The following is a 25943-nucleotide window of genomic DNA, read 5'->3' as shown; positions in this document are numbered from 1 at the left end:
GGCCGGTTACTTCGCCTTTGCCGGGGCCTGGCCCGCTTGCGGCGGCGCGCCGGCGGGCTTGGCGTTGGGATCCCAGGGCTTGCCCTGGACGGGCATGCCGGGGCGCAGCATCATGCCGCCTTCGACGATGATCTTGTCCCCGGTCTTCAGGCCGCTGGTGACGAGCCAGTTGTCGCCGATCGCCCGGCCGGTCTGCAGGGTGCGCATCTCGACCTTGTCGCCCGCGCCGACGACCATCACGGTCGCCTGGCCCTTTTCGTCGCGGCTGACCGCACGCTGCGGCACCAGGAAGGCGTTGGACCGCGTCCCCTCGACCAGCGAGGCGCGCACGAACATGCCGGGCAGCAACAGGCCGTTGGGATTGGGGAACAGCGCGCGGATCACCTGCGAGCCGGTCGTCGGGTCGACGGTGACGTCGGCGAAGCGCAACGTGCCCTGCGGGCCATAGTCGCTGCCGTCCTCCAGCTTCAGCTTGACCGGGGCGTGGCCGTCCCGGGTCAGCTGGCCGCTCATGATCTGCTGGCGCAGCTTCAGCAGCTCGGCACTGGGCTCCTGGATGTCGACATAGATGGGGTCGAGCCGCTGGATGGTCGCCAGCGCGCCCGTCTGCGCGGTCGACACCAGCGCGCCGGTGGTGAAGAGCGACCGGCCGATCCGGCCGCTGATCGGCGCGCGGATGGTGGTGCGGGCAAGGTCGATCTGCGCCGTGCGCAGCGCGGCCTGTTGCGCGGCGACATCGGCACGGGCCTGCGCGGCGCTGGTCTGGGCGTTCTCATATTCCTGGCGGGCGATCGCGTTGATCTTGACCAGTTCGCCGTAACGCCGCGCCAGCGCGGCGCTGGACGCGATGGCCGCCTGGGCCCGGCCCAGGGCGGCGCGGGCGCTGGCGACCTGCGCCTGATACGGTGCCGGATCGATGCGATAGAGCGGCTGGCCTTCGCGGACCATGTCGCCCTCGACGAACAGCCGCTGGATGATCAGGCCGTTGACCTGGGGACGGACATCCGAGGTTTCGAAGGCGGTCGTCCTGCCGGGCAGTTCGCTCGTCAGGGTGACGGGCTGCTCGCTGGCCACCACATAAGCGACCGGTGCCGGTCCCTGGGGCCCCTGCTGTTGCTTGCCGCCGTCACCACCGCAAGCGGCCAGGGCGAGCAAGGCGCCGGATGCCAACACACGACCCATCAGCCGATTGGAAGACATATCATTTCCCGCTTGCTAAATTGTATGAGAGCGATCACTCACAAAATGCGCCGTAGACGCGCTGTCGGCGGACGTCAACCAGCCCAGGAGAGGTTTTAATCGTGTCGAATACCAAGTGCTTGCCTCCCACCCGTGCGGAGCTGCGCCGGGACCATGTCAAGGAGGTGGCGCGTCGCCTGTTCGTGGAAAACGGCTTTCACGCCACGGGTATCGCTGCGATCGCGAAGGAATCCGGGGTCGCGGTCCAGCAATTGTATCGCGACTTCCCGTCCAAGGAGGACATCATCGCGGCCATCGTCGCGGCGGACTGCGAACGGATCGAGGACCAGGATACGCTCAACACGGCGCTGGCGAACAAGGATCGCGACGGTATCATCGCCTGGCTGGTCGGCACGCCGTGCCGCAAGGACGAATCCGGCGACCGCCTGTTCCTGGAAATCGCGGCGGAAGCGGCCCGGAACGACCGGATCAGGGCCATTTTCGTGGATGTTCGCGAACGGGTATCGGGCAATATCAGCCGCGCCTTTGCGGGCCTGATGGGAAGCGACTCGGTCGAGAGCGAGCATCACACCCTGGCCCAGGCCTTCATGGTCATCTCGCTGGGCTCCGTCTGCGCCAGGACGCTGCACCGGGAGAATGTAAAGCCCGCCAGTGACAGGCTCATTGCATGTCTGATCGACGGCGTTCGCGCCTGAGGGGGCGGCCCCGGCGACCTGGCGGTCGGGATCGGGGCGCGCTTATTGCAGGTGCATGAAGAGGGTAAGGGCGTTGCGCTCGACGTCCACGAAACGGTCGTAAATGGCGCGCGCGATCTCGGCGATGCCCAGCTGGCGATCCCGGCCGCCCTTGACGAAGATGGCGATCGCCACGCGGCGTCCGTCGGGCATGGTGATGAAGCCGACATCGTTCGTGACGCCATCGAGCGTCCCCGTCTTGTCCTCGACGCGCGTACCGGCTGGCAATAGCGCGCGGATGCGCCGGGTTCCCGTCGCACAGCGGCTCATCAGCCCGAAAAGCCGATTACGGCTTTCCATCGACAGCAACGGGCCGGTGTTCAGCGCATAGAGCAGCGACACCATCGCATTGGGGGTCGACACGTCCTTGACGTCGGCCAGGTGCCCGCGTTCGCGGAGCAGCTGGGCGATGGTCCGGTCCACGCGAATGCCCCTGATGCCGCTCGACCACAGCCAACGCTGGACGGCGGCGGGGCCACCGACGGCGGCCATCAGCTGGTCGGCTGCGCGATTGTCGCTGCGGACGATCATCAATTCCATGAGACTGCTCGCCGAGCGGCCCGCGACGAGGTCGGACAGGCTGCGTCGGCCGCGATCGACCTCGGCCAGATAGGCGCCCGCGATTGCGATCTTCACGGTGCTCGCCATCGGATAGGCAATGTCGCCATTGACCGAAACGGTCGACCCGTCGCGCAGGTCGAGCGCGGCGATGCCGTAATCGCTGGGCCGCGCCGACACCAGCGCGCTGAGCCTGCGCTCGAGCCCGACCAGCTCGGGCGAACTCGCCATCGCCGGCGCGGGAATCGTCAGGGCGGCGGCAAGGCCGCACAGGAAGAAACGGGAGAAAAAGGGCAGGCGCATGGGTCGCTCTTGTGTCTCCTTCCGCCGCGACGGACCACTGCGGAATCGCAGGGTGCCGCGGTCGGTCCGTGGTTCCGATTGCTGGGCCGAACGCGCTGAATAAAGAGTGAATCTCCGGTACGCCAGTGCCTCTCCGGGCGATTGCCGCACCGCGTGCACGTCATGTGCGGCCCGCCGGGGAATGTTGGGGGATGTCGGGGGCTTGGCGGGCGAAATCGGTCTGCGGTACCCTTCGCAGGTGCGAAAGGTTATACCGCCCTATGGAACAACAAGCTCTCGTCTTTGCGCTGATCGGTGTTCTGGGGATCGGGGCGCAGTGGATCGCATGGCGAACCGGATGGCCCGCCATCGCGCTGATGCTGGCCGCGGGCGTCGTCGCCGGTCCGGTCACCGGCCTCATCAATCCCGAACATATCTTCGGCACGCTGCTCGAACCCATGATCTCGGTGGCCGTCGCGCTGATCCTGTTCGAAGGCGGATTGAGCCTGAATTTCCGGGAATTGCGCAAGACCGAAGGCGCGGTCACGCGCCTGATGATGATCGGCATCCCACTCGGCTGGGTGCTGGGCGCGCTGACATGCTATTATGTCGCGGGGCTGGTCTGGCCGGTCGCGATCCTGTTCGCCGGGATTCTGGTGGTGACCGGTCCGACGGTGGTGATCCCGCTCTTGCGGCAGAGCAATGTGGCGGCGCGCCCGCGGGCGATCCTGAAATGGGAAGCGATCGTCAACGATCCGTTCGGGGCGCTGTGCGCGGTCATCACCTATGAATATCTGCGCCGGGTCGGCGAAGGGGGCACGCTGCTGTCCGTCGTCGCCGCGCTGCTCGGGGCGGCCGTCGTGTCGGGACTGATCGGTTACGGCATGGCGCGTGCGATCGCCTGGGCCTTTCCGCGGGGCCATGTGCCGGAATATCTGAAGGCCCCCGTCCTGCTGGTCGCGGTGATCGGCACCTTCGTCCTCTCCAACCTGATCCAGCAGGAAACCGGGCTGCTCGCCGTGACCGTGATGGGTGTGGCGGTGGCCAATATGCGGCTGGATTCGCTGCGCGACATCCATCCGTTCAAGGAGAATGTCACGGTCCTGCTGATCTCCGGCGTGTTCGTCCTGCTGTCCGCCTCGCTCGATTTCGAGGTGCTGCGCCTGTTCGAGTGGCGTTTCGCCGGGTTCCTCCTGGCGCTCCTGTTCCTGGTCCGCCCGGCGACCGTGCTGATCGCGCTGGCGTTCAGCAAGATCCCCTGGAACGAGCGGCTGCTGATCGCCTGGATCGCGCCGCGCGGTGTCGTCGCGGTCGCGGTATCGGGGCTGTTCGCGCTGCGCCTCGACCAGCTCGGCTATGGCAACGGCAATATCCTGGTCACCCTGTCCTTTGCCGTCGTGGTCGCGACGATCGTCGCCCATGGCTTCAGCATCCGCACCGTGGCGCGCTGGCTGAAGGTGACGGGCGCGACGCAGAAGGGGCTGCTGATCGTCGGCAGCACGCCGTGGAGCATCTCGCTCGCCCGGCAGATCCAGTCGCTGGGCCTGCCGGTGATGATCGCCGATACCAGCTGGCAAAGGCTGTCGGGCGCGCGCCAGGCGGGGATCGAGACCTATCATGGCGAGATCCTGGCCGAGACGACCGAGGAGCGGCTCGACCTCACCCAGTTCCAGGTGCTGGCCGCGACGACCGATAACGAGGCGTATAATGCCCTGATCTGCAATGAATTCGCGCATGGGATCGGCCGCGATTCGGTCTATCAGCTGGGCGGCAGCGGGGATGACGAGGACCATCGCAGCCTGCCCGAAGCCCTTCGAGGACGCGCGATGTTCACGTCCGGGCACGGCGTGGAGGACATCATGCAGCGCGAGGCGGCGGGCTGGACCTTCCGCAAGACGCGGATCAGCGAGCAGTTCCGGTTCGACCATGCCCGCTCGCTCCTGCCCGACGAGGCCGATATGCTGTTCGTCCTGCGCAAGGACGGCCGCATCCGCTTTTTCACCCATGCCGCCCGGCCGGTGCCGCAAAATGGCGATGTCGTGGTGTCCTATGGCCCCTCGCGTCATGGCGATCCGGACGCTAATCATGCCGTTCAAGCCGGAGAGGGTGTCGCATGACGATATCGAAGTGGAACGAGCGGGCCTTGCGCGCCGCTGTGCTGGTGCTGCTCGGTCTGGGCATGACCGCCTGCCATCAGCGGCAGGACGCGGTCGCGAACGACGCGGGCGAGGTTGCAGCCCCGGCCGATAACGTCGCCAATGCGGCGATGCCCGGCAACGATCTGGAGGCGCAGGAAGAGGCCAAGAAGTCGATCATCCGCGCCGATATCGAGCCGTCGCCGACCCCGACGCCGCCCGCCGGCCCCGTCGAGCGGACCATAACCTTCCCGCCCAAGGGCGCGCAACCCGACCAGGCGGGCATGGCCCTGCTCGACGCACTGGTGGCCGATCCGGTGACGGCGCTGGGCGGACCGATCACGATTTGGGGGCACAGCGATTCGAGCGGCTCCGATGCGTCCAACCTGCTCGCGTCGCGCCACCGGGCCGAGGCGGCGCGCGACTATCTCGTCGGGAAAGGGGTGGCGGCGGCGCGGATCACGATCATCCCCCTGGGGGAATCACGTCCCATCGCCCCCAACCGCAAGCTCGACGGCTCGGACGATCCGGAAGGCCGCGCCAGGAATCGGCGGGTCGATATCCGGGTAGACCTGCCCAAGGCCGCGCCGGTCGCCAATCCGTAACCCGGAGCTATGCGGCTCGAAAAGCGCCGCCGGATGCCGATCGGCAGGCTGGCGCAGGGTTTCCTACTCCGGCGGCTGGATGATCGAGGCGATGACGCCATCCCCCTCTGAGGCATAATAGGTGACGGTCTTTCGACCCGGCAGAACCACGTCGATCCGCTGATAGATAACGCCCCGGGGCGGCGGCGTGGATAGATCGACCTTTTTGGCCGACCGATCGAACGGGCAACGATGCGCAAGGGCATCCTCCAGTTGCCGGGCCTTGGCTGTGTCGAGCACCCATTCGATCCGCTTCAACGGGCTATAGGGCGCGTCCTTCACCCAGATCTGGCTGCGCCCGACGGCCGTCCCGCGCCAGACATCATCGGCGCCGCGCGCCAGGACGACGCTATATTCCGTGGTCGCGAGATGTCCGCCGCGTCCATACATCATGACCATCGTCGGCGTGTCAGGCATGGGTTCGCCAAGGGCCTTTCGTAGCGCCTTATGGTCATCCACGGCCGATTGTGTCGGCGATAGGTGATCCGATGCGATGGGCAAACAAGGCCGGGCAGGGGAGGCGGTGCCCGCGGCAGATGCCATGGCCAGAAGCAGCAGCGTCATCATTCAAACAGGATGCTACCGATGCGAGGCGCATACAAGATGCCCGCGCGCCACGCCGCCCATGTTGACAGGCTATGGTCCGTCATGCTCGAACGACAGACGGACACCGCTCCTGACCCGCATGCGCACCGCCGCCCCTGCTCGACAAGAAGGAAAATAGGGTGTCGTCTTCCCTATCCGACCTGACGTTCGGCCGCACTGCACCGAGCATCTGCGTTCGCGACATTCGCGTGGCATATGACTTTTACGCGCGCATTCTGGGCTTCCGAAAGATTTTCGAAAATGGCGATCCGGTCGGCTTCATGGTGCTGAAAAAGGATCGCGCCGAAATCCATCTGAGTCGAAAGCCGGACCACAAGGCCTCGACCACCAATGTGATGCACATGTTCGTGAGCGACGCGGCGGCCCTTTATGCGATTTGCGAAACCGAAGGCGTCCGGATCGTCAAAGGGCTGATGGATAAGGAATATGGTCAGCGCGCCTTCGTGTTCGCCGACCCTGATGGCAACCGGATCGACGTCGGCGAACGTCTCCCCTGATGGCGACCCGTCCGCCCGTTCCCCCAGTGGACGATGTGTTGGGGCAGGACGATCCCACGCCTGTCATGGCCGTTCGACCCAGGCGGGTGTCCTGCATGCCGAGACCAGTATTTGTCGCAACCAGCGATGACCCGGATCGGCATGAAGGCGGGGGTGCCACATGATGCTGATCGCCAGTTCCGGCGTGGCCACGGGCAGATCGAACGTCCGCACGCCATGGGTGATCGTGTTGGCGTCTCGGACACAGGATCGGGGTATCAGCGCGATCAGATCGGATCGGCCTGCAATGGCGAGGGCGTCCAGAAAGCCGGGGACCACCGCCACGACCCTGCGCTGCAAGCCGATAAGGTGCAGGGCGTCGTCGACCGGCCCCGTCCACGCGCCCCGGCGGGACGCGGCAACATGCCCACAGGCGGCGTAACGCGCGGGCGTGATCGGTTCGGCCAATAACGGGTGATCCGGGCGGGCCGCACCGACGAAATGGTCCCGGAAGAGGAGTTGGCTGCGCATCTCCGGCGCGGAACTGCCCGCTGTCCCGATTTCGAGGTCAATCGCTCCGTCGCGTAACGGGGTGGCCGCCTTGTCCGGCTTGGGGGCGAACCTCAGCCGGACATGGGGGGCGGCCTCCATCACGGCGGTGACGATCGCGGGTGCGAAAAGCGCAATGAACCCTTCATTGGCGCGGATCGTGAACACCCGGTCCAGGGATGCCGGATCGATTTCATCCAGGGCCGGCCCCAACACCGCCCGCGCTTCCTGCACGGCCGCATGGACCCGGTCGGCCAGCCGCTCGGCATAAGGCGTCGGCACCAGGCGCCGCCCCGCCTGGACGAGCAGGGGATCACCCGTCGCGGCACGGAGACGCGCCAAGGTCCGGCTCATGGCGGAAACGCTCAGGCCCATCCGCCTGGCGGCGGCCGTGACGCTATGCTCGGCCAGCAGCACGTCGAGCGCGGTCAGGAGATTGAGGTCGAGCTCCCTCATGTCACATCGCATAGCCGCCCGACCGGCCGATCCATAGCCTCTGGTGCAATCGAGCTTTGCATGTCGTGCGTCTGGCGCCTGCCATGGGTCCGCTCATATCGGAGGGGCAACGTCGCAAGGAGCAGCGCCATGGTCAACACGTCCGAACATCCTGCCAAGAGTCTCCTGCTCGTCGGCGCCTCGCGCGGCATAGGCCTCGCCATGGCAAAGGCGTTCGTCGGGAAGGGCTGGCACATCACCGGCACGGTGCGCGAGGATCGTCGATCAACGTTGCATGAGCTGGCGGAGACGCACCCCGATCAGGTCGCGATCGAACGGCTCGACATCACCATTCCCGCCCGGATCGCCGCCCTGCGCGAGACGCTGGCCGATCGCATGTACGACATGCTGTTCGTGAACGCGGGCACCGCCAACCAGGATCAGGACGAAACCATCGCCGAGACGTCGGACGAGGCGTTCGTGCGGGTCATGCTGACCAATGCGCTGGGTGTGATGCGGACCGTCGAAGGGTTACAGGGGCTGGTGCGGCCGACCGGACTGATCGGTGTGATGTCGTCGGGCCAGGGCAGCATCGCGGACAATGTGAAGGGCGGTCACGAAGTCTATCGGGGCAGCAAGGCCGCGCTGAACCAGTATATGCGAAGCTATGCCGCCCGCCACGCCGATGATCGCCGTCCGCTGGTGCTGATGGCGCCGGGCTGGATACGCACGGACCTGGGCGGCCCCGAGGCCAGGTTCAGCCTGGAGGAAGCCATTCCCGATCTGGTTGACACGCTCCTCGCGCAGCAGGGTAGGCCCGGCCTCCGCTTCATCGACCGGCACGGCGACACGGTGCCATGGTGAGGGCAAAGGCGCCTGGTTTGTCGTTCCATCCTCTCGTGCTGCAGCGTCCAGGCGACCGCAAGCGTCGGGTGGCTGACCGGAGCGAGGGGCGGCGACGGTAATCACGACCGGCCGTTCATGTCCGATCCGATCGCCCAAAGGAACCGCCCAAAGGAACAGGGCCATGCCGACGCCAACCGGCAGATACGCCAGGGCCGCGGTCTGCCCCCGGCCGTCCTGCCGGGGGCGCTTCGCGATCAGATCGTCATTTACGGCATCACGTCGCGGAGACCGGGTTCAGCACGAATGCCGAGCGTTCGGCAAGCACCCCGATCCGGGCGAGATAGTTCTGAAAATGGGGCATTGCGCGATGCGCGGCGACGGCCTCGGCGTCCGTATAGAGTTCGTCGAGGATGAAGCGGTTCGGATCGCTCTGGTCCTGCCAGAGATCGTAGCGCAGGTTGCCCGGCTCGGCGCGGCTCGGCGCTAGCATGTCGTCGAGCAGCGCACGCAGCTGGTCAGCGGTGTCGGCATGGGCGGTCAGGACGGCGACGATCTTCACAGGGGCGGGCATGGCTCGATACCTTCTCGATGGGGCGTAGGGGGCGGGGCGCATCCTTAGCGCCCCGCCGGTCATCCGACTATTCACGCCGCCCTGCGGTCGAGGGCCTCGACCAACGCGTCGGCCAGCGCGCGATCCGATGCCGGGTTCTGCCCCGTAATCAGTTCGCGGTCGATGACGATGTTGGAGGCGAAGTGCGTGTCCGTGACCGAAACGTCGCCGCCAGCGGAGCGCAGCGCCGTCTCCATGTCGAAATACAGCTGGCCCTTCAGCAGATGCTCCTCGGCGATCTTCTCCTCGCTCGCCGAGAATACCGTCATCCGATAGCCCGCATAGATCCAGTCGCGGGCCAGCTCCGCCGCCCTGGCATCGTCGCCATCGACGAGCGCCTCGCGAAAGGCCGGCGCGTCATCGAGCGCGGCGACGATGACGACCGGTCCATGACACAGGAGCGCGGTCGGCTTGGCCGCTCTGTGGAAGTGACGAAGGATCGTGCCCGCGTCGCGGTCCTGCATCAGATCGACGACGGGCGCATGGCCGCCCGGCACGAAGACGCCGGCAAAGCCGTCCAGACCGCCATCGATGACCGAGCGCAGCGTGCGGACATCGTTCATCGCGGGATGGTTGGCGAAGAAGTCCTTGGCGCGCGCATAGGCCGCTTCGTCGCCACCGAAATGGTCCACCGCATCGGAGGCCTCGTCGATAGGCGGCTTGGTGCCGTCGGGCGTGGCGAGCACGATGTCGTAACCGGCGTCGAGCAGTGCCAGCGAGGGCACTGCCGTCTCGTTGAGATATTGGCCGACCGCCGCAGCCCCACCGCCGCGCATGTCGATCTGCGTTGCATTCGATCCGAGAACCAGAACCTGACCCTTGCTCATCTGAACCTCCATGTCTGCGGCGTCCGTCGCCGATGGGGGGAAGATGAATCTGATCGACATATTTGAGAAGTTTATCTTCTTGATTTCAGATATACGTCCGACATTATGACTGGATGCGGTACGATCTGAACCTGCTCCCCATCTTCGTCGCGCTCATGGAGGAGCGCAGCGTCACGCGGGCTGCCGAGCGTATGGGCATGACGCAGCCCGCTTTGTCCAACGCCCTCTCGCGTTTGCGGCTGATGCTGCAGGACCAGCTGTTCATCCGCGAGCGATACGGCATCCAGCCCACGCCGATCGCGCTCGAACTCGCGCCGATGATCGCCGAGGCGCTCGCGCAGCTCGACGATGCTGTCCTGGGGCAACAGGCGTTCGACCCTGCCAAGGCGGAACGGCTCTTCACCATTGCGCCGAACGGCTATGTCGAGTTCGTCCTCGTTCCCGCCATCGTGGCGCGCCTGCAGAAGGTGGCGCCTGGCATCAAGCTCCGGCTGACGCCGTATGGGAACGATCTCGCCGAAACCGGTGTCGTCTCCGGGACGACGGCGCTCGTGATCGGCCGCATCGTCGATCCGCCCGACAACCTCGTCGTGCAGCACCTGATGGACGAAGGGCTCGCCTGCGCCGTCCGCGCCGACCATCCGGATATTGGCGAGGCGATGACGCGCGAACAATTCGAGACGATGAAGCACGTCAATATCGTGCCGCCGGGCCGGATGCGGGCCGGCCTGTTCCAGGCGCTCGCGCAGCAGCAGTTGAAGCGCGACGTCGCGATATCGGTGACCAACTTCTTCGCGGTTGCCGAGATGGTGGCGGTGACGGACTATTGCGCCACATTGCCTTCGCTCATCTGCGAGCGGCTGATGCAGGACCGGCGCCTGAAGATCCTGTCCGCCCCCGTCGACCTCGGCAGCTTCCCCGTCGAGATGGCGTGGCACGTACGCTATCGGCACGATCCCGCCCACCGCTGGCTCCGGGCCCTGATCGGCGACGTCGTGAGCGAGATGAAGGGACGGACCGCAGCCTGATTCCCCTCGGCCATTCGGTCGGACGTCGACGACCCCGGACGCCGCGCCGCCTTAGAGGCTGATGTTCCGTTTCCGCATTTCGGTTTCCGCCATCTCGCGCAGGGGCGTCGGATTCCCTGTGGCGAAGATGTCCGCGAGATCGAGCAGGTCTTCGTTGCCGAGCGCGGCCACCGCCGCCTCGATCGCCGCAAGGCGGCCGAGCGAACGCTGCTGTTCGGCGCCCAGGCGCCTCATTCGTGTCTTTAGCATGATGCCCTGCTACCACGATCCGGGATAAAAAATTCCCTCATTCGTTATCGAAGCCTGGGAGCGGATCGTCGCGATCCGACGCTCCGATGCACAGGAGACGCAAAATGGTCGAGGCGCGCTGGAACGGATCGGTTATCGCCAGAAGCGACGACACCGTGGTCGTCGAGGGCAATCACTATTTCCCCGCCGAAGCGGTCGACCCGTCGGTCCTCCGCCCCAGCGACACCCTGTCGATCTGCCCGTGGAAGGGCACGGCCCATTATTACGGGCTGCATGTCGATGGGGCCGATAATGCCGACGCCGCCTGGTACTATCCTGATCCCAAACCCGAGGTGGCGAAAATTCGCGGCCGCATCGCCTTTTGGAAAGGGGTGACCGTCGCCTGACTCCGGTGTCGCGGCGGCTCGGCGGACCGAATGCCGTTATCGGACAGGATCATTTGGTTGCCTGATGAAGGGCGCGTCGGTATCTCATCCGCAGTGACGATGAACCAACCTGACAGTCGGCAGGCGCTTGTCGAAGCCCTGGTCGCCACCGGTCGCGAGGATCGCGCCGCTTTTCGCCGATTATATGCGCTCACCTCCGCGAAGCTTTTTGGCATCTGCGTTCGTATCTGCGGTGAGCGACAAGCGGCGGAGGACGTTCTGCAGGAGGTCTACGCTATCATTTGGCGACGGGCCGGTGCCTATGAACCGGGGCAGGCCAGTCCGTTCGCCTGGCTGGCCACGATCGCCCGCAATCGCGCCATCGATCATCGCCGTGCCTTGGGCCGACGCCCTGCCGCGTCCATCGACACCGTGGCAGAGCCCGCCGCACCGGGCCGCCTGGCCATCGACAGCCTGTTGCTCGACGAGGAGGAGCGCAAACTCCAAGGTTGCATGGATCGCCTGAGCGACACGCAGAGCGACGCCATCCGAACGGCCTTTTTCGAGGGCGTCACCTACGCCGTGCTCGCCGATCGGCGCGGCGTTCCGACAAGCACCATGAAAAGCCGGATCAAGCGCGGCCTCGAGCGGCTCAAGGAGTGTCTCGACGATGACGCCTGACGAGACCGATCTGACCGCAGCGGAATTGGCGCTCGGTGTTCTCGACAGCGACGAGCAGGCCGCGGCTTTGCGTCGGATGCACGAGGATTCCGCATTCGCGCGCGATGTCGCGCTGTGGAAACGGTATCTGGCGGCGTTTTATCTTGAGATCGAACCCGTCGCGCCGAGCGTCGAGGTGGCGCGCAAGATCCTGGCGGTCGGCGACAATGACAACCACCGTACAGGACCTTGGCGCGCGGTTGCGGGCGTCGCCAGCCTGGCGGCGGCGATCCTGCTGACGGTCGTGATCACCCGTCCCGACACGCCACCGGTGGCGCCGACGGTCAGCCGGCCCGCGCCGCTGCTCTTTGCCGTCCTGACCCCGGACCATGCCGCGCCGATCACGGCCTTTTTCGATCCGAGCACCCGCCTGTTGAAGCTGCGCGACGTACCGGCCCCGGCCAGCGGCCGGGACGCGCAGCTATGGGCGATCGGCGGCGACGGGATTCCCCATGCCGCCGGTCTGCTGGATCATGGGCGCGGGGTGCCCCTGAAGATTTCCCCCGGGGTCGCCGTCGCCCGCGGGACCACATTGGCCATCTCCATCGAGCCGAAGGGCGGTTCGCCCAAGGCGACACCGACAGGACCCGTGATCGCGACCGGACAGCTTGCCGAAATTTAAGGGCTCGCCTCGCGTCGCCACGTCTGCGGCGGCCCTAGATGCATCGCAGATCGGTCAGCGTGGTGCACACCGCTTCGAGGAGCGGCGTACGGGGCTCCTCGCCTAGCGTCGCCACCAGCCGGTCATTGGCCATGCGAATCGGCTGCCGCCAGAGATAGCGCATCTCCATCATCTCGCGCGGCGTTGTCGCCACCAGCGCGGCGAGGCGGAGCAGCCACCAGGGCAGCGGACGGATCGGCACGACGGGATCGCCGAGCACGCGGGCGATGGCCTCCACCATCTGGCGCCCGTCATGATCCCAATGCCCCTCCATGTGGAACGAGGCGAAGGCCGGCAGATCCGCGCGCTCCAGCAGCCGGACCATGGTCTCGGCAACGTCGGGAAGATAGGCCCATTGATGGCCGACGCCGCGCGTGCCCGGGTTGCGAATGACCTTGGGACGCGCCCCAGGGGTCACCAAGCCCTGCCCGAACCAGTTGTTCGCGGCACCGGGGCCGAAAAAGTCGCCCGCCCGGACGATCAGCGCGCTGCACTGCCCCTGTTCCGCCGCGATGCGGAGCCGCTGCTCCATCTCCACGCGGATCAGACCTTTCCGCGTCTTCGGCGTCTGTGGTGCGTCCTCGGCAATGTTCGGAAAGACGTTCGGCCCGTAATTATAGACCGTCCCCGGCAGGAGGATGCGGGCGCCGCTGGCGGATGCGGCGCGGATCGTGTGGTCGAGCATCGGCAGGACCAGCCGATCCCAGTCGCGATAGCCCGGCGGGTTGACCGCGTGGACGATGACCCAGGCGCCTTTGGCCGCGGATGCGACCGAAGCCGCATCCATCGCATCCCCCATCACCGCCTCGCATCCGGCGGGCAAGTCGACATCGGCACGGCGGGTCAGCGCCCTGACCGTCCAGCCGCCGGCGATCATGCGCCGCATCACGGCACCGCCGACTCCACCCGTCGCGCCCAGAATCAACGCCGTCTTCTTCATCATTCGCCTCCTCATGTGTCGGGAGGCAAGATGGCGCCGATACGGATGAACGAGAATTGCCGTATCGCGTGCAGCTGCTATACGAAAATAGATGAGCAAGGAACCGAGTTGGGATGTCTATCGCAGCTTTGCCGCGGTGCTGCGGCAAGGTTCGCTATCGGCGGCATCGCGCGCGCTCGGCCTGACCCAGCCCAGCATCGCCCGGCACATCGATGCCCTGGAGCAGGCGACCGGTGCCAAGCTGTTCCTACGCTCGCAGCGGGGTCTGTCCGCCACCGATCACGCATTGGCGCTGCGGCCGCACGCCGAAGCCCTGGTCGCCGCAGCGGAGGCGCTGCGCAGATCCGCCGAGGGCGCGCCGGGGATGCCGGAGGGCACGGTGCGCATCACGGCCAGCCAAGCGGTGGGAACGCATCATCTGCCGGCGATCGTGACCAGCCTTCGGCGCGCGCAGCCCGGGCTGCACTTCGAACTGGCGTTGACCGACGACCTGGACGACCTGCTGCAACGCCGGGCCGACATCGCGATACGGATGGCGCAGCCCGAGCAGAAATCGCTGGTGGCGAAGCGCGTCGGCGCTGTTCGCCTGGGCTTCCACGCGCATCGCAGCTATCTCGAGCAAAGAGGCGTGCCCGACCGGCTCGAGGAGCTGCGCGAACATGACCTGATCGGCTTCGATACCGAGACACCGTTCACCTGCGCGGGCATGCGCCATCTGCCGGGGATGGATCGCGCGATGTTCGCCCTGCGCGTCGATAGCGCGTCGGCCCAGTTCGAAGCCATTCGCGCGGGGTTCGGCATCGGTATTTGCCAGACCGCCGTCGCCAGGCGCGACCCGGATCTTTGCCGCGTGCTGGCAGACGCATTCGACCTGCCCCTGCCGATATGGATCGTGATGCACGAGGACCTGCGACACGGCAGCCGCTACAGGGTCACGTTCGACGCGCTCGTCCAGGCATTCACGGACATTACGCAAGCCGCGCAAGGCGCGTGAGCAGATCGGCCCCTAGACCGGCTTTCGCTGGTGCCCGGCCGATGGCGAAACCCCGGCCGCCAAGGCCAGTTGCAGAAGCTCGGTCAGGCTGGCCGCGTCCAACCGGTGCATCAACTGCGCGCGGTGCAGTTCGACCGTGCGCGGACTGATGCCGAGCGTCTGCGCGATCACTTTGTTGGTCCCCCCGTCCACCAGTCCCAGCAGCACCTCGCGTTCTCGCGGCGTCAGCCTGGCGATCCGGGCCGCCGCGCTCTCGTCGCGGGACGTCGTGCGCGAGGCGCCCTGGCACCCGGTAATCGCGTCCGCCAATGCGGTTTGCAGCGACGCCTTGTCTTCGATGGGAAGGTAATCGACCGCGCCTGCCTTCATGGCGGCGACGGCACGGCTTATATCGGCATTCGCGATGTCGAGCGCGATGGTCGGCAGGCCGATCGACCGCGCGCGCAATTCGCGTGGCACCGAGAGCCCTTCCTCGCGCTTGCGACGCAGATCGAGAAGCACGCATCCCGCAGCAAGGGCGGGGGCAAGGTCCAGAAAGGCCGCCGCGCTGGCGAAGGTCTGCGCGCGATAGCCGAGCGCACGCATCCAGCCGGCCAGCGCGCGTGCGTCCCGTGCCGTGCCGTTCACGATATAGACGTGGCGCATGTCCTCCAGGGTCAGGTCCTCGGCGATGCCGCCGATCTGTATCACCACGCCCGCGCCATCGAGGATCGGGAAGCTGGTGTCGCGCAGCCGGCGCACCGCGCCGTCCAGCGGCCGGACAAGGCGATATTCGAACTGCACCACCTCACCGGCCGCCACCCTGGCGAGCGCATGTTCGACCTGCTGGCGATCCTCGGGATGCACGTCCTGGATCCAGGTTGCGAGACCGTCCGGAGCGTCCTCGCACGGCACCCCCCAGATCCGGGCATAGGCGGCGCTGCGATAGACGATGGTGCCGGCCTCGGGATCGCCGATCCAGATCAGGTTCGTGCTGTTGTCGGCAAAGCTGCGGAGATTCGCCTCGAGGAAGCGGGCATGGTGTGCAAGCGCCTCTTCCGTGGCGAATGCCGGCTCGTCGTCGGTCGGTGCGACCGCCGGTCGTGTTTTTTCGGGTGCCACGCCGGCGTCTCCTCGGTCCTTGCCGGTACAGCCGGCAACTGCTCCCTGATGGGGAGAGTTCCCTAGGCATCGCCCGTATGTGCCTGCGGCGAGGCGAAACCTAGGTCTGGTCCTCCAACCGAGGAGACCGGCATGAAAGCCCTAGTCTGGCACGGCAAGGAGGACAAGATCGAGCGCAAGGGCCCCAGTTCGCTGGCCGGGGCCGACCGGCTCGCCCGCGCGCTCGGCTGGTTCTCGATCGGGCTCGGCGTCACCGAACTCGTGGCCCCCGGTCGCCTCGCCCGCACGCTCGGCCTCGAGGACAAGCAGGGCCTGATCCGGGCCTATGGCGTGCGCGAGCTGGCCAGCGCCATACCGACGCTGTCGATCGACAAGCCCGGCGGGCTGGCGGCGCGGCTCGGCGGTGATGCGCTCGATCTCGGCACGCTGGCGACGGCGCTGCACAAGGACAATCCCAAACGCCGTAACGCCGCGATCGCCACCGCCTTGGTGGCGGGCATCACCCTGCTCGACCTCGTCGCGCTGGCTGGCGTGAAGGCCGCCCATAAGCGCGACGCGAGCAGCGACCGCGACTATTCCGATCGCTCGGGGCTGCCGCGCGGGGCGACCGCGTCACGTGGCTTGGCCCGCAAGGACTTCGACATCCCGCCGGATTATCGCGCGGAGGGAACGGTGGCGGACGCGCTGTCGGTGCTTTCCGCATGAGCGCCGCGGCTGCCGAACCGGCGCTCGATGCCGCGGCGCACGCCGCCGTGACGATCGGGCGACCGGTCGAGGAACTGCGTGCGCTATGGCTCGATCCGGGCACGCAGGCGCAGATCTGGACGCATTTCGCGGAGGTGGTCGCGCGCGACGATCACACCGCCGACTGGCGCGCTGAATTCATGGGCGAGATCGTCGATGTGGGCCGCGCGGTCACGAAGGTGAAGCGGGGCGACCGCGTGGTCGTGCCATCCTTTATCGCCTGCGGCCGGTGCTGGTACTGCCAGCACGATCTCTACTCGCTCTGCGACACCAGCCATCCCAAGCCCGAACTGCAGGAGCCGCTGCTCGGCTATCCGACGGCGGCATCTACGCCTATTCGCACGCCTTTGGCGGCTATGCCGGCAGCCATGCCGAATATGTCCGCGTGCCCTTTGCCGACACCGACTGTTTCGTCGTCCCCGACGGTCTTCCCGACGAGGACGCCCTCTTCATCTCGGACGCGGCCCCGACCGGCTTCATGGGGGCCGACTTCTGCAACATCCAGCGCGGTGACGTGGTCGCGGTCTGGGGCTGCGGCGGGGTCGGCCTGGTGGCGCAGCAAAGCGCGATGCTGCTGGGGGCCGAACGGGTGATCGCGATCGATCAATATCCCGAACCGCTCGCCCAGGCGGCGGCGTTCGGCGCCACCCCGCTCGACTTCACCCAGGTCGACGTGCTCGACGCGCTGAAGGAACTGTCCGGCGGACGCGGTCCCGATGCGTGCATCGACGCGGTGGGCATGGAGGCGAGCGGCACCGGGCTCCAGCACGCCTATGACCGGGTGAAGCAGGCGTTTTATCTCGAGACCGATCGCGGTACGGCGCTCCGCCAGGCGATGCTCGCGGTCCGCAAGGGCGGCACGCTGTCGATCCTCGGGGTCTATGGGCTGATAGACAAGTTTCCGCTCGGTGTGCTGATGAACAAGGGCGTGACCGTGCGAACGGCGCAGCAGCATGGCCAGGCCTATGTGCCCCGCCTTCTTGACCACGCGCTGCGCGGCGAACTCACCCCCGCCGCGCTCGCCACCCATCGCTTCCCGCTCGAGGACAGCGCGAAGGGATATCACATGTTCAAGCACAAGGAGGATGGCTGCCTTCGCGCCGTCTTCATGCCGTGACGGGGCGGCGGAAAGCGTCCGGGCGGTGATCGCGCAGATCCTCCCGACATCGACCATCGTCAAGACGGCAGCATCGTTCCCGTTTCCATATAGCGACGATGCCAGGACAGCGCTTCGGCGGGGAGCGAGGGGGCATGAAGGCCGTAGGAGCCGCCCTCGGCGCGCATTGCATAGTCGGCGAGCATCGGTCGGTAATCGGGATGGGCGCAGCGTTCGATCACGGCCCGTGCCCGCTGGCGCGGGGACAGGCCGCGCAGATCGGCCAGCCCCTGTTCGGTGACGATCACCTGCACATCCTGCATGATGTGATCGACATGCGAGGCCTGCGGCACGATGGCGGAGATCTTGCCGCCCTTGGCGGTCGATGGGGTCATGAAGATCGAGACATAGGCGTTGCGCGCGAAATCGCCCGATCCGCCGATGCCGTTCTGGATGCGCGATCCCATCACCAGCGTCGAGTTGACGTTGCCGTAGATGTCCGCCTCGATCAGGCCGTTCATCGCGATGCACCCCAGGCGGCGGACCAGTTCGGGATGGTTGCTGATCTCCTGCGGGCGCAGGATCATGCGGTCGCGATAGCCGGCCATGTTTGCGTTCAGCCGCGCCGCCGCCTGCGGGCTGAGCGAAAAGGCGGTGGCGGAGGCCATGCGCAGGCGCCCGGCATCGAGCAGGTCGAGCATCCCGTCCTGGATCACCTCGGTATAGGCGGTCATCGGGTCGAACGGCGCGTCGACCAGGCCGGACAGCACCGCATTGGCGATATTGCCCACCCCCGACTGGATCGGCAGCAGGGCAGGGGGCAGGCGTCCGCGCGATACCTCGTGGGCCAGGAATTCGATGACGTGCCCGGCAATGGCGCGCGCGGTGTCGTCGGGCGCGGCGAAGGGCAGGTTGCGGTCGGGCGCGTCCGTCTCGACGATGGCGACGATCTTGTCGGGATCGCAGGCCAGATAGGGCGTGCCGATCCGGTCGTCGGGCCGCACCAGCGGGATCGGCACGCGGTCGGGCGGCAGGCGGGTGCCGTAATAGATGTCGTGCATCCCCTCCAGCGCCGCATCCTGCCAGCGATTGACCTCCAGGATGACGCGGGCCGCGCGGTCTGCCCATGTCTTGTTGTTGCCGACCGAGGAGGAGGGGATGAGCGATCCGTCCGCGCGGATGCCCGATATCTCGATGATCGCGGTGTCGAGCGGGCCCAGCACCCCCTCCCATGCCATCGGCGCGACCTGGCTCAGGTGCATGTCGAGATAGTCGATCTCACCGCGATTGATCTTCTCGCGCGCGACCGGATCGCCGCTATAGGGCAGGCGCTGGGCGATGCCGTCGACCGCCGCCAGCGCGCCGTCCAGTTCGGGGCCGGTCGAGGCGCCGGTCCATAGATTGACGCGGAACGGATGCCCGGCACCATGGGACGCCGCCATGCGCCGCGCCAGCGCCTGGGGCACCATCTTGGGATAGCCGGATCCGGTGAAGCCGCTGGTCGCCACTGTCTCGCCGGGGCGGATCAGGGCGGCGGCGGTGTCGGCATCGGTGATACGCGAACGAAGGGCGGGACAAGCGATACGGTCGGTCATTGTTTCTCCAACGCCGGCGGGCGGGGCCGGAGCCACCGCCCGCCGCGATTTCAGGCCGCCAGGTCGAGGACGATGCGCCCTTCGATCTGGCCCCGGCGCATCCGGTCGAACACCTGGTTGACCTCGGCGAGCGGGGCGGTGGCCACGGTCGCCTTGACCTTGCCGTCGGCGGCGAAGTCGAGCGATTCCTGCAGGTCCAGCCGGGTGCCGACGATCGACCCGCGCACCGTGATGCCGTTCAGCACCAGCCCGAAGATGTTGAGCGGAAAGTCGCCCGGCGGCAGGCCGTTGAGCGCGACGGTGCCGCCCCGCGCCATCATGCCCACGGCCTGCGCAAAGGCCCGCTCGCTGACCGCTGTGACAAGCGCGCCCTGCGCGCCGCCGCCGGTCTCGCGCTTGATCGCCGCTGCCGGGTCCGCCTCGGTCCGTGCGTTGACCGTGACCTTCGCACCCAGCCGCCGGGCGAGGTCCAGCTTGGCGTCGTCGACATCGACCGCCGCGACGTTCAGCCCCATGGCGACGGCATATTGCACCGCCATGTGGCCGAGCCCGCCGATGCCGGAGATGACGACGGTATCGCCCGGCTTGGTATCGGTCATCTTCAGCCCCTTATAGACCGTCACCCCGGCGCACAGCACGGGCGCGATCTCGGTGAAGCCGATATTGGCGGGCAGATGGCCGACGAAATTGGGGTCGGCGATGACATAATCGGCAAAGCCGCCATTGACCGAATAGCCGGTGTTGAGCTGGCTCTCGCACAAGGTTTCCCAGCCGCCCAGGCAATGCACGCAGTGGCCGCAGGCGGTGTAGAGCCAGGGCACGCCGACCCGGTCGCCCTCCTTGATGTGCTTCACGCCCTTGCCCACCGCCGAGACATAGCCGACGCCTTCATGGCCCGGGATGAAGGGCGGGTTGGGCTTGACCGGCCAGTCGCCTTCGGCGGCGTGCAGGTCGGTATGACAGACGCCCGAGGCCTGGATCGCGACCTGGATCAGGCCGTCGCCGACCTCCGGCACGGGCACTTCGTCGATGGTCAGGGGGGCACCGAATTCGCGGACGACCGCCGCTTTCATGGTCTTGGCCATGGATATTCTCCTCTCGAAAGATGATGGAGCGGGGATGGGCGTGACCCGCCATCCCCGCCTTGACGGGGATCAAAAGAAGCCGAGCTTCTTGGCCGAGTAGCTGACCAGCAGATTCTTGGTCTGCTGATAATGGTCGAGCATCATGCGGTGCGTCTCGCGCCCGATGCCGGAGCGCTTGTAGCCGCCGAACGCCGCATGGGCCGGATAGGCGTGGTAGCAGTTGGTCCACACGCGGCCCGCCTGGATCGCCCGGCCCATGCGATAGGCGCGGGTGCCGTCGCGGGTCCACACGCCTGCGCCCAGGCCGTAGAGCGTGTCGTTGGCGATGCGCAGCGCTTCCTCATCATCCTTGAAGGTCGCGACCGAGACGACGGGGCCGAAAATCTCCTCCTGGAATACGCGCATCCGGTTGTTGCCGCTGAGCACGGTCGGCTTGACGTAATAGCCCTCCAGCCCCTCGGGCCGATTGCGCGTGCCGCCGGTCAGCACCTTGGCACCCTCGTCGCGGCCGATGTCGAGATAGCCGAGGATCTTGTCCATCTGCTCCTGCGAGGCCTGCGCCCCGACCATGGTGGCGGGGTCGAGCGGATCGCCCTGGATCATCGCCTCGACCCGCGCGACCGCCTTTTCCATGAAGCGGTCATAGATGGATTCGTGGACCAGGGCGCGGCTGGGACAGGTGCAGACCTCGCCCTGGTTGAGCGCGAACATGGCGAAGCCCTCGATCGCCTTGTCGAGATAATCGTCATCCGCGGCCGCCACGTCGGCGAAGAAGATGTTGGGGCTCTTGCCGCCCAGCTCCAGCGTGACGGGAATCAGGTTCTCGGACGCATAGGACATGATGAGCTGCCCGGTCGTCGTCTCGCCGGTAAAGGCGATCTTGGCGATGCGCGGGTTCTGCGCCAGCGGCTTGCCCGCCTCGACGCCGTAACCGTTGACGATGTTGAGCACGCCATCGGGCAGCAGGTCGCCGATCAGCTCGGCCAGCACCATGATCGAGGCGGGGGTCTGCTCGGCGGGTTTCAGCACCACGCAATTGCCCGCCGCCAGCGCGGGCGCGAGCTTCCAGCAGGCCATCAGCAGCGGGAAGTTCCACGGGATGATCTGCCCCACCACGCCCAGCGGTTCGTGGAAGTGATAGGCGACGGTGTCGTGGTCGATCTCCGAAATACCGCCTTCCTGTGCGCGGATGCAGCCGGCGAAATAGCGGAAATGGTCGATCGCCAGCGGCAGGTCGGCAGCGGTCGTCTCGCGGATCGGCTTGCCATTGTCCCAGGTCTCGGCGGTGGCGAGCAGCGAGAGCTTCTCCTCCATCCGGTCGGCGATGCGGTGGAGGATCAGCGCGCGCTCGGCGACGCTGGTGCGGCCCCAGCCGTCCTTGGCCTTGTGCGCGGCATCGAGCGCCAGCTCGATATCGGCGGCCTGGCTGCGCGCGACCTGGCAGATCACCTGTCCGTCGATGGGGGATCGGTTGTCGAACCAGCGTCCGTCGACCGGATCGACCCAGCGTCCGCCGATGAAATTGGCGTAGCGCTGCTTGAACGGCGCGGTGCGCGCCTTGATGGCTTCCTGGATCGTCATGGAACCTCTCCTTCGTTTCGTATGAAACAATGGCTCCGCCTGTGCCCGTCCAAGGGCAAGCCGATCCGCGACGAAGCACACGGGCAAAGATGGACTTTCTGTGCGGGAGGGGTAGCATGTGTCGCACGGCGCGACGCGAGAAACGGGCCGGTGTCGCAACTTGCGACAGTCGGAGAAGGATGCGGCGATGGACGGCGCCGGGATAGAGCAGGGGCGACGAGCCTATTTCGACGAGGGGCAATTGCCCCTGGAAAGCGTGCGCCAGCCGGTGCTGCGATCCTGGCTGCGATGCACCGATATGGGCCTGTCGCAAGGTAGGCGACGCGATGGTGGCCCGCTGAACGAAAGCGAACTCGGTGCGCTTCGCCAGCGTCGCGAGTCGCTGCGCCGCCTGTGCCGCCCCGAGCTGGAGATGCTCGCCGGCGAGGCGCGCGACACGGGCAGCGTCGTGATCCTGGCCGATGCGGACGGCATGATCCTGGACAGTATCGGCGACACCGGCTTCCTGTCGCGCGCGGCGCAGGTCGCGCTCCGGCCCGGCGTATCCTGGACCGAGGCGAGCACCGGCACCAATGCGATCGGCACCGCCATTGCCGAGCGTCGTCCGATCGCCGTCCACGGCTCGGAGCATTTCTTCGCCGAACATGCGATGCTCAGCTGCGCGGCGACGCCGATCCTCGATCCGCGCGGCGCGATCGTCGGGGCGCTCGACATTTCGGGCCCATCGGCGAGCGGCCATGGTCATGCGCTGGGGCTGATCCGATTGGCGGTCGACCAGATCGAGCATCGGCTGTTCCGCAGCGGCTTCGCCGATTGCCGTGTGCTGCGGATGCATGACGATGCGGCGATGCTGGGCACGGCGCGCGAAGGGATATTGGTGTTCCGCGACGATTGCCTTGTCGCAGCCAATCGACGCGGGCTGTCGCTGGTCGGGCGCAGCTGGGAGGCGCTCGACGATACCGCGCTGGGCGAGGTGCTCGACATGCATGGCCAGGCCGCGCGGGGGCAGCTGCGCCTCGCCAATGGCGGGACGCTGATCGGCGGTTGGGATGCCGAGGCGCGGGGCGGCGGTATCGAACTGTCGGTCGCCCGCCCGCTGGCCGACGACCGGGCGGAGGCGATCGACGCGGCGCTGGCGGCGTATGGCGGCAATGTCTCGGCGGCGGCGCGGCAATTGGGCGTCCATCGCAGCACCATTCACCGGCATCTCGCCCGCCAGCGCTGAACGCCGCCGCCCGGCGCTTTGACCATCGTCAATGCGCGGGGCACCTCCCTTCGTCACCAGGGGGCACGAAGGAGAAGACCCGCAATGGATCGCAACCCGCTTCAAGGCAGCGTCGTACCGTTCGCGCGGCGCTGGCACGTCATCCAGGAAATCGACCTGATCCGCCTGGTCCAGGAGCATCGTCGGCGGCTGGCGCTATGCACGCAGGCGGAGACGATGGCGGACGCCTTGCCCGATCGCCCCGACGGATCGACCATGACGCTGTTCCTGCAAGCGCTCGAAACGCTGGTGGCGCGGGGCGAGCAGGCGGACGGCGTCTATCTGGAGGCGATGCTGTCCAACGGGCGGGCCGATCCGCTCACCGACACGCTCCTCGACCATGTCCGCCACCGGCATGAGGCAGATGCGGCGGCGGCGCGCGAACTGGTCGCGACCTTTGCCGAGGCGGATGCCTTCGCCGCGCCCGAGACGCTCGGCCATATGCTGCGCAGCTTCTTTGCCGGATGCCGCCGCGCGGTCGATTTCGAGCAACTCGTCATCATCGCGCTGGCCGGGCATCGGTTGACCCAGGAGGCGCGCGGCCTGCTCGTCGATGCACTGGCGGACAGTCTGGCGGCTTAAGCCGCTTCGGCCCGTGCCGCCAGCGCCTCGCGGTCGCTGATCGTGATGGCGCGGCCGCCGGGCAGGCCGATCACGCCGCTCTGTTTCATCCGGGTCAGCTGGCGGCTGACCGTTTCGATCGTCATGCCGAGTACATCGGCGATCTGGCCGCGCGTCAGCGGCAGGTCGAAGGTCACCGGCCCGTCACGGCTCGCCCGGCATCCGCTGGCCCCGGCGCGCGCCGCCATGTCGAGCAGGAAGCCCGCCAGCTTCTCCCCCGCCGACTTGCGCGCCAGCACCAGCATCCGCCCGCGCGCCTCGTTCAGCGACTCGAAGGTCCGCTGGAGCAACAGGCGTTCCATCGGCTGGTGATCGTCCAGCACCCGCTCGAAGGCGGCGCGGGGAAAGACGCACAGTTCCGCGTCGGTCAGTGCGGTCAGGGTGAAGTCGACATCGCCCGCATAGGGCTGTCCGAAGAAGTCGGCCGGATAGAGCAGGCCGACCGTCTGTTCGCGGCCATCGGCGGTGGCGGCGACCAGCTTCAGCACGCCCGACAACAGGTTGCCGCAGATCACCGCCTCCTCCCCCGCCCAGGCGATGGTCTGGCCGCGCGTGACCCGGCGGCGCTGGCCGATGGTGTTGAGCGCGATCAACGCACGGTCGTCCAGGCTGCCGCACAGGGCCCGGTCGCGCACCGCGCAGTCGGCACAAACGTCGTTCGGGATCATGGCCTTGCCTGATAGCATGGCCATGATCCCCTGTCGTCGGACCGATTGTCCTATCTGTCAGTGTCTCGGCGACACGTCATCCTCCCGAGGCAGATGGAATTCATGCCACATGCCGTTGAGGATGCCGAAACCGACGGCCAGGCCAAGGCCGAGGACCCAGGAGAAATACCACATGGACGGCGTCCTTTCTTAATAAAAGTCGGGATTGGTGCGCACCGCGTCCGCCGTCACGCGGCCGAACATCACGCGGTAGGCCCAGGCGGTGTAGGCGAGCACGATCGGCAGGAAGACGAGCGTGACGAACAGCATGATGCCCAGCGTCTTCTGCGTGGACGAGGCGTTCCACACCGTCAGGCTGCTATGCGCGTCGATGCTGGAGGGCAGGATGAAGGGGAACATCGAACAGCCGACGGTCGCGATGATTCCGGTGGCGGCCAGCGACGATCCCGCAAAGGCCAGGGCCTCGCGTCCCGCCCGGATCCCGAGCAGCGCCAGCGCGGCGCCGGCAAAGCCGATGATGGGCAGCGCCATCATCCAGGGATAGAGGGCGTAGTTGGTCAGCCACGCACCGCCCGCTTGCTCCGCCGTCATGTGCAGCGGATTGGACGGCCCGGACGGATCGATCGCACCGACGATCCGATAGCCCATGTCGCCCCAGGCCACGAAGGCGAAGCCGATCGCGAACAACAGGATGGAGGCGATCGCTGCCACCGTGCCGAATGCCCGCGCCCGGTCATGGACGGGGCCATGCTCGACCTTGATCGACAGCCACGCCGCGCCGTGCAGCACCAGCATCGCCACCGACAACAAGCCGCAAACCAGGGTGAAGGGCGTGAACAGCCCAAGCAAAGTGCCATCGTAAAAGGCGCGCAGGTCGCCATCGAGGCGGAAGGGCGCGCCGAGCAGGACATTGCCGACCGCGACGCCGAAGACGAGGGCGGGCACCAGTCCCCCGACGAACAGCGCCCAGTCCCAGCGCGTACGCCATGCCGGATCCGGCCGCTTCGAGCGATATTTGAACCCCACCGGCCGCAGGATCAGCGCGGCCAGCACCAGGAACATCGCGAGGTAGAAGCCCGAAAAGCTGACCGCATAGACGAACGGCCAGGCCGCGAAGATCGCGCCGCCGCCCAGGATGAACCAGACCTGGTTTCCCTCCCAGGTCGGCCCGATGGCGTTGATGACCATCCGCCGCTCGGCATCGTCCCGCGCGACGAAAGGCAGCAGGGCGGCAACGCCGAGGTCGAACCCGTCGGTCAGCGCAAAGCCGATCAGCAGCACACCCAGCAGCACCCACCAGATCAGGCGCAACATCTCATAGTCGAACAT

29 protein-coding genes and 1 pseudogene are annotated in these 25943 nt (G+C 67.0%); 15 read left to right on the top strand and 15 right to left on the bottom strand.

What is annotated here, in order from left to right:
• Positions 1 to 6: 6 nt before the first annotated feature.
• Complete coding sequence (locus tag QZ546_RS00255; RefSeq protein ID WP_294232854.1) at positions 7 to 1200, bottom strand: efflux RND transporter periplasmic adaptor subunit; 1194 nt, start codon at positions 1198 to 1200, stop codon at positions 7 to 9.
• 101 nt (positions 1201 to 1301) lie between these two features.
• On the opposite strand from QZ546_RS00255, the gene QZ546_RS00250 reads away from it, so the two are divergent.
• Positions 1302 to 1895 (top strand): TetR/AcrR family transcriptional regulator, encoded by a 594-nt coding sequence (locus QZ546_RS00250; protein WP_294232850.1) that lies wholly within the window; start codon positions 1302 to 1304, stop codon positions 1893 to 1895.
• A 42-nt stretch (positions 1896 to 1937) separates the two neighbouring features.
• On the opposite strand, the gene QZ546_RS00245 is transcribed toward QZ546_RS00250, so the two are convergent.
• Positions 1938 to 2795 carry a serine hydrolase gene (locus QZ546_RS00245; protein WP_294232847.1) on the bottom strand — a complete coding sequence of 286 codons (858 nt, stop codon included), beginning with the start codon at positions 2793 to 2795 and terminating at the stop codon, positions 1938 to 1940.
• A gap of 260 nt (positions 2796 to 3055) precedes the next feature.
• On the opposite strand from QZ546_RS00245, the gene QZ546_RS00240 reads away from it, so the two are divergent.
• The gene (locus QZ546_RS00240; protein ID WP_294232845.1) at positions 3056 to 4891 is read left to right on the top strand and encodes a sodium:proton antiporter; all 1836 of its coding nucleotides are present in this window, start codon (positions 3056 to 3058) and stop codon (positions 4889 to 4891) included.
• A complete protein-coding gene (locus QZ546_RS00235; protein ID WP_294232842.1) occupies positions 4888 to 5514 on the top strand; it encodes an OmpA family protein in 627 nt (208 codons plus the stop codon). The genes QZ546_RS00240 and QZ546_RS00235 overlap by 4 nt, the downstream gene beginning before the upstream one ends.
• A 63-nt stretch (positions 5515 to 5577) precedes the next feature.
• On the opposite strand, the gene QZ546_RS00230 is transcribed toward QZ546_RS00235, so the two are convergent.
• The gene (locus QZ546_RS00230; protein WP_294232838.1) at positions 5578 to 6120 is read right to left on the bottom strand and encodes a hypothetical protein; all 543 of its coding nucleotides are present in this window, start codon (positions 6118 to 6120) and stop codon (positions 5578 to 5580) included.
• Positions 6121 to 6278: 158 nt separating this feature from the next.
• Here QZ546_RS00230 and QZ546_RS00225 point away from each other — a divergent pair, with 158 nt between their 5' ends.
• On the top strand, positions 6279 to 6656 hold the full coding sequence (locus tag QZ546_RS00225) for a glyoxalase/bleomycin resistance/extradiol dioxygenase family protein (protein WP_294232835.1): 378 nt from the start codon (positions 6279 to 6281) through the stop codon (positions 6654 to 6656).
• A gap of 63 nt (positions 6657 to 6719) precedes the next feature.
• Here QZ546_RS00225 and QZ546_RS00220 read toward each other — a convergent pair whose 3' ends face one another.
• A complete protein-coding gene (locus QZ546_RS00220) occupies positions 6720 to 7640 on the bottom strand; it encodes a LysR family transcriptional regulator (protein ID WP_294232831.1) in 921 nt (306 codons plus the stop codon).
• Between the two features lie 129 nt (positions 7641 to 7769).
• Here QZ546_RS00220 and QZ546_RS00215 point away from each other — a divergent pair, with 129 nt between their 5' ends.
• On the top strand, positions 7770 to 8483 hold the full coding sequence (locus QZ546_RS00215) for an SDR family oxidoreductase (protein WP_294232828.1): 714 nt from the start codon (positions 7770 to 7772) through the stop codon (positions 8481 to 8483).
• A gap of 256 nt (positions 8484 to 8739) precedes the next feature.
• On the opposite strand, the gene QZ546_RS00210 is transcribed toward QZ546_RS00215, so the two are convergent.
• Together QZ546_RS00210 and QZ546_RS00205 are read right to left on the bottom strand one after the other, a co-directional pair.
• The gene (locus QZ546_RS00210; protein WP_294232826.1) at positions 8740 to 9036 is read right to left on the bottom strand and encodes a putative quinol monooxygenase; all 297 of its coding nucleotides are present in this window, start codon (positions 9034 to 9036) and stop codon (positions 8740 to 8742) included.
• A 71-nt stretch (positions 9037 to 9107) separates the two neighbouring features.
• The gene (locus QZ546_RS00205) at positions 9108 to 9902 is read right to left on the bottom strand and encodes a type 1 glutamine amidotransferase domain-containing protein (RefSeq protein ID WP_294232824.1); all 795 of its coding nucleotides are present in this window, start codon (positions 9900 to 9902) and stop codon (positions 9108 to 9110) included.
• Positions 9903 to 10015: 113 nt separating this feature from the next.
• On the opposite strand from QZ546_RS00205, the gene QZ546_RS00200 reads away from it, so the two are divergent.
• Positions 10016 to 10930, top strand: coding sequence for a LysR family transcriptional regulator (locus QZ546_RS00200; RefSeq protein ID WP_294232822.1), 915 nt, complete (start codon positions 10016 to 10018; stop codon positions 10928 to 10930).
• A gap of 51 nt (positions 10931 to 10981) precedes the next feature.
• On the opposite strand, the gene QZ546_RS00195 is transcribed toward QZ546_RS00200, so the two are convergent.
• Positions 10982 to 11164, bottom strand: coding sequence for a hypothetical protein (locus QZ546_RS00195; RefSeq protein ID WP_294232820.1), 183 nt, complete (start codon positions 11162 to 11164; stop codon positions 10982 to 10984).
• Positions 11165 to 11283: 119 nt separating this feature from the next.
• Between QZ546_RS00195 and QZ546_RS00190 the strand changes: the two genes are divergently transcribed.
• From QZ546_RS00190 to QZ546_RS00180, 3 genes are all read left to right on the top strand, one after another.
• On the top strand, positions 11284 to 11565 hold the full coding sequence (locus QZ546_RS00190) for a DUF427 domain-containing protein (RefSeq protein WP_294232818.1): 282 nt from the start codon (positions 11284 to 11286) through the stop codon (positions 11563 to 11565).
• A gap of 99 nt (positions 11566 to 11664) precedes the next feature.
• The gene (locus QZ546_RS00185) at positions 11665 to 12225 is read left to right on the top strand and encodes a sigma-70 family RNA polymerase sigma factor (RefSeq protein WP_294232816.1); all 561 of its coding nucleotides are present in this window, start codon (positions 11665 to 11667) and stop codon (positions 12223 to 12225) included.
• Complete coding sequence (locus QZ546_RS00180; protein WP_294232813.1) at positions 12215 to 12886, top strand: anti-sigma factor; 672 nt, start codon at positions 12215 to 12217, stop codon at positions 12884 to 12886. The genes QZ546_RS00185 and QZ546_RS00180 overlap by 11 nt, the downstream gene beginning before the upstream one ends.
• Before the next feature lie 34 nt (positions 12887 to 12920).
• Here the strand turns inward: QZ546_RS00180 and QZ546_RS00175 are convergent, their stop codons facing one another.
• Positions 12921 to 13868, bottom strand: a complete 948-nt coding sequence (locus tag QZ546_RS00175) for an NAD-dependent epimerase/dehydratase family protein (protein ID WP_294232810.1) — start codon at positions 13866 to 13868, stop codon at positions 12921 to 12923.
• An 88-nt stretch (positions 13869 to 13956) separates the two neighbouring features.
• On the opposite strand from QZ546_RS00175, the gene QZ546_RS00170 reads away from it, so the two are divergent.
• Positions 13957 to 14859, top strand: a complete 903-nt coding sequence (locus QZ546_RS00170) for a LysR family transcriptional regulator (protein ID WP_294232807.1) — start codon at positions 13957 to 13959, stop codon at positions 14857 to 14859.
• Between the two features lie 12 nt (positions 14860 to 14871).
• Here QZ546_RS00170 and QZ546_RS00165 read toward each other — a convergent pair whose 3' ends face one another.
• Positions 14872 to 15960, bottom strand: a complete 1089-nt coding sequence (locus QZ546_RS00165) for a LuxR C-terminal-related transcriptional regulator (RefSeq protein ID WP_294232804.1) — start codon at positions 15958 to 15960, stop codon at positions 14872 to 14874.
• A gap of 132 nt (positions 15961 to 16092) precedes the next feature.
• On the opposite strand from QZ546_RS00165, the gene QZ546_RS00160 reads away from it, so the two are divergent.
• From QZ546_RS00160 to QZ546_RS00155, 3 genes and pseudogenes are all read left to right on the top strand, one after another.
• Entirely contained in the window at positions 16093 to 16665 is a 573-nt protein-coding gene (locus QZ546_RS00160; RefSeq protein ID WP_294232802.1) for a hypothetical protein, read from the top strand.
• Positions 16662 to 16919 (top strand): annotated as a pseudogene (locus tag QZ546_RS17645) (alcohol dehydrogenase catalytic domain-containing protein); the annotation flags it as partial. The gene QZ546_RS00160 and the pseudogene QZ546_RS17645, both read left to right, overlap by 4 nt.
• Positions 16920 to 16933: 14 nt before the next feature.
• Entirely contained in the window at positions 16934 to 17821 is an 888-nt protein-coding gene (locus QZ546_RS00155) for a zinc-binding dehydrogenase (RefSeq protein ID WP_294232799.1), read from the top strand.
• A 59-nt stretch (positions 17822 to 17880) separates the two neighbouring features.
• Here QZ546_RS00155 and QZ546_RS00150 read toward each other — a convergent pair whose 3' ends face one another.
• The 3 genes from QZ546_RS00150 to adh all read right to left on the bottom strand — a co-directional run bounded on the left by QZ546_RS00150 (position 17881) and on the right by adh (position 22061).
• Positions 17881 to 19395, bottom strand: coding sequence for an acetyl-CoA hydrolase/transferase family protein (locus tag QZ546_RS00150; RefSeq protein ID WP_294232796.1), 1515 nt, complete (start codon positions 19393 to 19395; stop codon positions 17881 to 17883).
• A 50-nt stretch (positions 19396 to 19445) separates the two neighbouring features.
• Positions 19446 to 20480, bottom strand: a complete 1035-nt coding sequence (adhP, locus tag QZ546_RS00145) for an alcohol dehydrogenase AdhP (protein ID WP_294232793.1) — start codon at positions 20478 to 20480, stop codon at positions 19446 to 19448.
• Between the two features lie 69 nt (positions 20481 to 20549).
• Positions 20550 to 22061 carry an aldehyde dehydrogenase gene (gene adh, locus QZ546_RS00140; protein ID WP_294232790.1) on the bottom strand — a complete coding sequence of 504 codons (1512 nt, stop codon included), beginning with the start codon at positions 22059 to 22061 and terminating at the stop codon, positions 20550 to 20552.
• A 187-nt stretch (positions 22062 to 22248) separates the two neighbouring features.
• On the opposite strand from adh, the gene QZ546_RS00135 reads away from it, so the two are divergent.
• Together QZ546_RS00135 and QZ546_RS00130 are read left to right on the top strand one after the other, a co-directional pair.
• Positions 22249 to 23286, top strand: coding sequence for a GAF domain-containing protein (locus QZ546_RS00135; RefSeq protein ID WP_294232787.1), 1038 nt, complete (start codon positions 22249 to 22251; stop codon positions 23284 to 23286).
• 84 nt (positions 23287 to 23370) lie between these two features.
• Positions 23371 to 23907 carry a hypothetical protein gene (locus QZ546_RS00130; RefSeq protein ID WP_294232783.1) on the top strand — a complete coding sequence of 179 codons (537 nt, stop codon included), beginning with the start codon at positions 23371 to 23373 and terminating at the stop codon, positions 23905 to 23907.
• Here QZ546_RS00130 and QZ546_RS00125 read toward each other — a convergent pair.
• From QZ546_RS00125 to cydB, 3 genes are read right to left on the bottom strand one after another with little or no spacing between them, the layout of a single operon-like run.
• Positions 23904 to 24614: a Crp/Fnr family transcriptional regulator gene (locus tag QZ546_RS00125; RefSeq protein ID WP_294233694.1), complete on the bottom strand. Its 711-nt coding sequence runs from the start codon at positions 24612 to 24614 to the stop codon at positions 23904 to 23906. The two genes, QZ546_RS00130 and QZ546_RS00125, sit on opposite strands and share 4 nt — an antisense overlap.
• Positions 24615 to 24671: 57 nt before the next feature.
• Positions 24672 to 24788, bottom strand: coding sequence for a cytochrome bd-I oxidase subunit CydX (gene cydX, locus QZ546_RS00120; protein ID WP_294232780.1), 117 nt, complete (start codon positions 24786 to 24788; stop codon positions 24672 to 24674).
• Between the two features lie 15 nt (positions 24789 to 24803).
• Positions 24804 to 25943 (bottom strand): cytochrome d ubiquinol oxidase subunit II, encoded by a 1140-nt coding sequence (gene cydB, locus QZ546_RS00115; protein ID WP_294232777.1) that lies wholly within the window; start codon positions 25941 to 25943, stop codon positions 24804 to 24806.

The organism is uncultured Sphingomonas sp., assembly GCF_913062585.1.
In the GTDB taxonomy this organism is placed as follows: Bacteria; Pseudomonadota; Alphaproteobacteria; order Sphingomonadales; family Sphingomonadaceae; genus Sphingomonas.
The sequence above is the reverse complement of the archived record's forward strand: the minus strand, read 5'-3'. Positions and strand labels throughout refer to the sequence as shown.

Coding starts and splice junctions, on each gene's coding strand:
- QZ546_RS00160 (WP_294232802.1), top strand. CDS start 16,093: ATGAAAGCCCTAGTCTGGCACGGCAAGGAGGACAAGATCGAGCGCAAG.
- QZ546_RS00175 (WP_294232810.1), bottom strand. CDS start 13,868: ATGATGAAGAAGACGGCGTTGATTCTGGGCGCGACGGGTGGAGTCGGC.
- QZ546_RS00185 (WP_294232816.1), top strand. CDS start 11,665: ATGAACCAACCTGACAGTCGGCAGGCGCTTGTCGAAGCCCTGGTCGCC.
- QZ546_RS00135 (WP_294232787.1), top strand. CDS start 22,249: ATGGACGGCGCCGGGATAGAGCAGGGGCGACGAGCCTATTTCGACGAG.
- QZ546_RS00205 (WP_294232824.1), bottom strand. CDS start 9,902: ATGAGCAAGGGTCAGGTTCTGGTTCTCGGATCGAATGCAACGCAGATC.
- QZ546_RS00170 (WP_294232807.1), top strand. CDS start 13,957: ATGAGCAAGGAACCGAGTTGGGATGTCTATCGCAGCTTTGCCGCGGTG.
- cydX (WP_294232780.1), bottom strand. CDS start 24,788: ATGTGGTATTTCTCCTGGGTCCTCGGCCTTGGCCTGGCCGTCGGTTTC.
- QZ546_RS00195 (WP_294232820.1), bottom strand. CDS start 11,164: ATGAGGCGCCTGGGCGCCGAACAGCAGCGTTCGCTCGGCCGCCTTGCG.
- QZ546_RS00245 (WP_294232847.1), bottom strand. CDS start 2,795: ATGCGCCTGCCCTTTTTCTCCCGTTTCTTCCTGTGCGGCCTTGCCGCC.
- QZ546_RS00200 (WP_294232822.1), top strand. CDS start 10,016: ATGCGGTACGATCTGAACCTGCTCCCCATCTTCGTCGCGCTCATGGAG.
- QZ546_RS00215 (WP_294232828.1), top strand. CDS start 7,770: ATGGTCAACACGTCCGAACATCCTGCCAAGAGTCTCCTGCTCGTCGGC.
- QZ546_RS00130 (WP_294232783.1), top strand. CDS start 23,371: ATGGATCGCAACCCGCTTCAAGGCAGCGTCGTACCGTTCGCGCGGCGC.
- cydB (WP_294232777.1), bottom strand. CDS start 25,943: ATGTTCGACTATGAGATGTTGCGCCTGATCTGGTGGGTGCTGCTGGGT.
- QZ546_RS00230 (WP_294232838.1), bottom strand. CDS start 6,120: ATGATGACGCTGCTGCTTCTGGCCATGGCATCTGCCGCGGGCACCGCC.
- adhP (WP_294232793.1), bottom strand. CDS start 20,480: ATGGCCAAGACCATGAAAGCGGCGGTCGTCCGCGAATTCGGTGCCCCC.
- QZ546_RS00240 (WP_294232845.1), top strand. CDS start 3,056: ATGGAACAACAAGCTCTCGTCTTTGCGCTGATCGGTGTTCTGGGGATC.
- QZ546_RS00255 (WP_294232854.1), bottom strand. CDS start 1,200: ATGTCTTCCAATCGGCTGATGGGTCGTGTGTTGGCATCCGGCGCCTTG.
- QZ546_RS00180 (WP_294232813.1), top strand. CDS start 12,215: ATGACGCCTGACGAGACCGATCTGACCGCAGCGGAATTGGCGCTCGGT.
- QZ546_RS00210 (WP_294232826.1), bottom strand. CDS start 9,036: ATGCCCGCCCCTGTGAAGATCGTCGCCGTCCTGACCGCCCATGCCGAC.
- QZ546_RS00220 (WP_294232831.1), bottom strand. CDS start 7,640: ATGAGGGAGCTCGACCTCAATCTCCTGACCGCGCTCGACGTGCTGCTG.
- QZ546_RS00190 (WP_294232818.1), top strand. CDS start 11,284: ATGGTCGAGGCGCGCTGGAACGGATCGGTTATCGCCAGAAGCGACGAC.
- QZ546_RS00235 (WP_294232842.1), top strand. CDS start 4,888: ATGACGATATCGAAGTGGAACGAGCGGGCCTTGCGCGCCGCTGTGCTG.
- QZ546_RS00125 (WP_294233694.1), bottom strand. CDS start 24,614: ATGATCCCGAACGACGTTTGTGCCGACTGCGCGGTGCGCGACCGGGCC.
- adh (WP_294232790.1), bottom strand. CDS start 22,061: ATGACGATCCAGGAAGCCATCAAGGCGCGCACCGCGCCGTTCAAGCAG.
- QZ546_RS00150 (WP_294232796.1), bottom strand. CDS start 19,395: ATGACCGACCGTATCGCTTGTCCCGCCCTTCGTTCGCGTATCACCGAT.